At 68.7% G+C, this 2,224-nt stretch carries 3 protein-coding genes; all 3 read left to right on the top strand.

All coding sequences use genetic code 11. From position 1 onward, the window contains the following. Positions 1 to 266: 2Fe-2S iron-sulfur cluster-binding protein (locus Q0C81_RS17855; RefSeq protein WP_291841124.1), on the top strand; the 266-nt coding region annotated here is incomplete at its 5' end. A gap of 279 nt (positions 267 to 545) precedes the next feature. Continuing rightward, positions 546 to 1,451, top strand: a complete 906-nt coding sequence (locus Q0C81_RS17850) for a co-chaperone YbbN (RefSeq protein ID WP_035309881.1) — start codon at positions 546 to 548, stop codon at positions 1,449 to 1,451. Between the two features lie 92 nt (positions 1,452 to 1,543). After that, positions 1,544 to 2,203: an LON peptidase substrate-binding domain-containing protein gene (locus Q0C81_RS17845; RefSeq protein WP_008260289.1), complete on the top strand. Its 660-nt coding sequence runs from the start codon at positions 1,544 to 1,546 to the stop codon at positions 2,201 to 2,203. The last annotated feature ends 21 nt before the right edge of the window (positions 2,204 to 2,224 follow it).

Here is a 2,224-nt window from a genome sequence, read left to right as displayed (position 1 = left end):
AACCGGGGCTCAGCGTCATGGAGGGCGCGATCCGGAACAATGTGCCGGGGATCGATGCGGATTGCGGCGGGGCCTGCGCCTGCGCCACCTGCCATGTCTATGTCGACGAGGCCTGGCGCGAGGCGACGGGCAAACCCTCGGCCATGGAGGAGTCGATGCTGGACTTCGCCGAGAACGTCGAGCCCAACAGCCGGCTGTCGTGCCAGATCCGCGTTTCCGACGCCCTGGACGGCCTGGTCGTGCGCCTGCCGGAAAACCAGCACTAGGACCGCCCGGCCGAAGCGGGCGATGACGGCTTTGGCCGCTTGAACCGTGCGCCCGGCGCCCCATCTGGATGCAGCGGCGCGGCGCGGCGAGGCCGGGCGTGAGGCGGGGGATTTCAGACGATTCAGACGATTCAGACTGTGTTTTTCCGCAGGCCGAGTCTGAATTCCGCGCGGCGGGCGCCGCCCCGGGTCACAGCGGGTCAATTCGCCGCTTGATGCCGGCGCATCCCGTCGCCATCTGAGCCGTTACGATCCTTCGACCCAGCCCGGACCCCCGACATGACCTTCGCTGACCCCACCCTGGACCCCAATCTCTCGGGCGACCTGATCAAGGAGGGCACGGACGCCTCCTTCATGACCGACGTCATCGAGGCGTCGAAGCATCAGCCGGTCATCGTCGATTTCTGGGCCACCTGGTGCGGGCCGTGCCGGACCCTGGGTCCGGCGCTGGAGAAGGGCGTGCGCGCCGCCAAGGGGGCGGTGAAGATGGTCAAGATCGATGTGGACGCCAACCCGGCCTATGCGGGCCAGCTGCGGGTGCAGTCGATCCCCACCGTCTACGCCTTCGTCAACGGCCAGCCGGTGGACGGCTTCCAGGGCGCGATCCCCGACAGCCAGATCAAGGCCTTCATCGACAAGCTGACCGGCGGCGCCGGCGGCTCGACCGAGACGGCGCAACTGCTGGAGCTGGGCGAGGAGTCGCTGGGCCTGAACGACTTCGGCGGCGCGGCCCAGGCCTTCGCCCATGTCCTGTCGATCGAGCCCGAGAACGAGAAGGCCATCGCCGGCATGGCGCGGGTCTATCTGGCGAGCGGCGATCCCGAACAGGCGGCCCAGACCATCGCCATGGCCCCCCAGGACTCCAAGGAGCCGGCGGTCCAGAGCGTGCGCGCGCAACTGGCCCTGGCGGCCAAGGCGCCGACAGGGGCTTCCGCCGAGCTTGAGGCCAAGGTCGCGGCCGCCCCCGACGACCATCAGGCCCGGTTCGACCTGGCCGAGGCCCAGAGCGCGGCCGGCGACTTCAAGGGCGCGGTCGATAATCTGCTGCACATCATCCAGGCCGATCGCGAGTGGAACGACCAGGCGGCCCGCAAGCAGCTGCTGGTCATCTTCGACGCGGCCGGCGTCAGTTCCGACGTCGCCAAGGACGGGCGTCGCCGCCTGTCCTCCATCCTTTTCTCGTAGGCGCCAAAACACCGGCCTCAAAATAGCCCGAAGGGCGATAGGCCAAGCAACACCGGCCTCAAGCAGCCCGCAGGGCGATAGGCCAAGGAGACATGATGCCTCAAGGCTATGTTCGAGCCCTCGATCTGCCGCAGGTGATCCCGGTGTTCCCGCTGGAGGGGGCCATACTGCTGCCGCGCGGCCAGCTGCCGTTGAACATCTTCGAGCCGCGCTATCTCAACATGGTGGACGACGCCATGGCCGGGGACCGGATCATCGGCCTGGTCCAGCCCAAGGGCGGGACTCCGGCCCTGCCCGGCCTGTCGCCGGTCGGCTGCGCCGGGCGGATCACCGGTTTTGCGGAAACCTCGGACGGTCGGTATCTGATCACCCTGACCGGGGTGTCGCGGTTCCGCATCGCCGCCGAACTGCCGTCCAAGGCGCCCTATCGCCAGGTCCGCGCGGCCTTCGACGCCTATGAGGACGATCTGGCGCCCCCGCCGGAAGAGCCGGACTTCGACCGCCACGCCTTCCTTGACGCCCTGCGCGCCTACATGACCCACCGGCTGCTGGACATCGACTGGGATACGGCCGAGAGCGCGCCGATGGAGGCCTTGATCAACAGCCTGTCGATGGCCCTGCCGTTCGAACCGGCCGAGAAACAGGCCCTTCTGGAGGCCATGGGCCTGCTGCCCCGCGCCGAGGCCCTGACCGCCCTGCTCCGCATCGACGCCGCCGACGCCGGTGACGACGCGGCGCCGTCCATGCAATGACGGGCTCAAGTAGCGCAAAGC

Source organism: Brevundimonas sp., assembly GCF_023259385.1.
Taxonomy (GTDB): Bacteria; Pseudomonadota; Alphaproteobacteria; order Caulobacterales; family Caulobacteraceae; genus Brevundimonas.
This window is presented reverse-complemented; position numbering and strand designations above follow the sequence as displayed.

Bases quoted from the DNA above. Each gene is read 5' to 3' on its own strand.
- Q0C81_RS17845 (WP_008260289.1), top strand. From the start codon at position 1,544: ATGATGCCTCAAGGCTATGTTCGAGCCCTCGATCTGCCGCAGGTGATC.
- Q0C81_RS17850 (WP_035309881.1), top strand. From the start codon at position 546: ATGACCTTCGCTGACCCCACCCTGGACCCCAATCTCTCGGGCGACCTG.